Here is a 3,173-nt window from a genome sequence, read left to right as displayed (position 1 = left end):
CTTTGAGGTCAAGTCCTCGGCCTATTAGTACCGGTCGGCTCCACACATTACTGCGCTTCCACCTCCGGCCTATCAACCCGGTCGTCTACCGGGAGCCTTACCCCCTCACAGGGTGGGAGACCTCATCTCAAGGCGAGCTTCCCGCTTAGATGCTTTCAGCGGTTATCCCTTCCGAACGTAGCCAACCAGCCGTGCTCCTGGCGGAACAACTGGCACACCAGAGGTTCGTCCGTCCCGGTCCTCTCGTACTAGGGACAGCCCCTTTCAAGTCTCCTGCGCGCGCAGCGGATAGGGACCGAACTGTCTCGCGACGTTCTAAACCCAGCTCGCGTACCGCTTTAATGGGCGAACAGCCCAACCCTTGGGACCTACTCCAGCCCCAGGATGCGACGAGCCGACATCGAGGTGCCAAACCATCCCGTCGATATGGACTCTTGGGGAAGATCAGCCTGTTATCCCCGGGGTACCTTTTAGCCGTTGAGCGACGGCGCTTCCACATGCCACCGCCGGATCACTAGTCCCAGCTTTCGCTCCTGCTCGACCCGTCGGTCTCACAGTCAAGCTCCCTTGTGCACTTACACTCGACACCTGATTGCCAACCAGGCTGAGGGAACCTTTGGGCGCCTCCGTTACCCTTTAGGAGGCAACCGCCCCAGTTAAACTACCCACCAGACACTGTCCCTGATCCGGATCACGGACCGAAGTTAGACGTTCAAAACGACCAGAGTGGTATTTCACCAATGACTCCACCCGAACTAGCGTCCGAGCTTCACCGTCTCCCACCTATCCTACACAAGACGCTCCAAACGCCAATGTCAAGCTGTAGTGAAGGTCCCGGGGTCTTTCCGTCCTGCTGCGCGTAACGAGCATCTTTACTCGTAGTGCAATTTCGCCGGGTCTGCGGTTGAGACAGCGGGGAAGTCGTTACGCCATTCGTGCAGGTCGGAACTTACCCGACAAGGAATTTCGCTACCTTAGGATGGTTATAGTTACCACCGCCGTTTACTGGCGCTTAAGTTCTCAGCGTCGCAGGCTTACGCCCGCTAACCGGTCCCCTTAACGTTCCAGCACCGGGCAGGCGTCAGTCCGTATACATCGTCTTACGACTTCGCACGGACCTGTGTTTTTAGTAAACAGTCGCTTCCCCCTGGCCACTGCGGCCCCCACCAGCTCAGAGTGCAAGACTCGTCACCAGCGAAGGCCCCCCTTCTCCCGAAGTTACGGGGGCAATTTGCCGAGTTCCTTAACCACAGTTCACCCGATCGCCTTGGTATTCTCTACCTGACCACCTGAGTCGGTTTCGGGTACGGGCCGCACTGATGCTCGCTAGAGGCTTTTCTCGGCAGCATAGGATCACCCACTTCGCCACAATCGGCTCGGCATCACATCTCAGGATATACGAGAGGCGGATTTGCCTACCTCTCTCCCTACCTGCTTACCCCAGGACTACCATCGCCTGGGATGGGCTACCTTCCTGCGTCACCCCATCGCTTACCTACTACCAGATCAGGCCAGGCGTTCAGCCTCACCCCCGCTCCGAAGAGCAGGAGGGCTTAAGGACCCTTAGTATCACTGGATTCGATATGGGCGCATCACCACGGGTACGGGAATATCAACCCGTTGTCCATCGACTACGCCTGTCGGCCTCGCCTTAGGTCCCGACTTACCCTGGGCGGATTAGCCTGGCCCAGGAACCCTTGGTCATCCGGCGCAGAAGTTTCTCACTTCTGATTCGCTACTCATGCCTGCATTCTCACTCGCACGGCCTCCACAACTCGATCACTCGGCTGCTTCGCCGGCCGCACGACGCTCCCCTACCCATCCACACCCCTCAACCACAAAGGCTCAGGAAAATGTGTGAATGCCACGACTTCGGCGGTGCACTTGAGCCCCGCTACATTGTCGGCGCGGAATCACTTGACCAGTGAGCTATTACGCACTCTTTCAAGGGTGGCTGCTTCTAAGCCAACCTCCTGGTTGTCACTGCGACTCCACATCCTTTCCCACTTAGCACACGCTTAGGGGCCTTAGTCGGTGGTCTGGGCTGTTTCCCTCTCGACTACGGAGCTTATCCCCCGCAGTCTCACTGCCACGCTCTCACTTACCGGCATTCGGAGTTTGGCTGACGTCAGTAACCTTGTCGGGCCCATCGGCCATCCAGTGCTCTACCTCCGGCAAGAAACACGCGACGCTGCACCTAAATGCATTTCGGGGAGAACCAGCTATCACGGAGTTTGATTGGCCTTTCACCCCTAAACACAGGTCATCCCCCAGGTTTTCAACCCTGGTGGGTTCGGTCCTCCACGCAGTCTTACCCACGCTTCAACCTGCCCATGCCTAGATCACTCCGCTTCGGGTCTACAGCATGCGACTCAAACGCCCTATTCAGACTCGGTTTCCCTACGGCTCCCCCACACGGGTTAACCTCGCCACACACCATAACTCGCAGGCTCATTCTTCAAAAGGCACGCAGTCACATCACGCACAGCAAGCTGTGCACGCTCCTACGGCTTGTAGGCACACGGTTTCAGGTACTATTTCACGACCCCTCACCGGGGTGCTTTTCACCTTTCCCTCACGGTACTAGTGCACTATCGGTCATCAGGGAGTATTTAGGCTTACCAGGTGGTCCTGGCAGATTCACACAGGATTTCTCGGGCCCCGTGCTACTTGGGATCCCCTCCAGCAGTCCAGCAGATTTCGCCTACCCGGCTCTCACGGTCTACGGCGTCCCTTCCCAGAGACTTCGGCTACCCACTGGATTTCTCACTGCTTACGGTCTCGGCAGAAACCGTCAGAAGGTCCCACGACCCCGCACACGCAACGCCTGCCGGCTATCACACGCATACGGTTTAGCCTCATCCGCTTTCGCTCACCACTACTCACGGAATCACATGTTGTTTTCTCTTCCTACGGGTACTGAGATGTTTCACTTCCCCGCGTTACCACCAACCGCCCTATACATTCAGGCGGAGGCAACACCCCATGACGGGTGCTAGGTTTCCCCATTCGGACATCCCCGGATCAACGTCTGGTTGGCGACTCCCCGAGGCTTAACGCAGCCTCCCACGTCCTTCATCGGCTCCTGATGCCAAGGCATCCACCGTGTGCCCTAAAAAACTTGGCCACAAAGATGCTCGCGTCCACTATGCAAATCTCAAACAACAAACAGC

At 57.4% G+C, this 3,173-nt stretch carries 1 rRNA gene; it reads right to left on the bottom strand.

The features are described from left to right. Nucleotides 1-4: 4 nt before the first annotated feature. A 23S ribosomal RNA gene (locus ACWJ6R_RS29780) occupies nt 5-3,127 on the bottom strand. Between the last annotated feature and the right edge of the window lie 46 nt (nt 3,128-3,173).

It is taken from the genome of Planomonospora algeriensis (genome assembly GCF_977012225.1).
The sequence above is the reverse complement of the archived record's forward strand: the minus strand, read 5'-3'. Positions and strand labels throughout refer to the sequence as shown.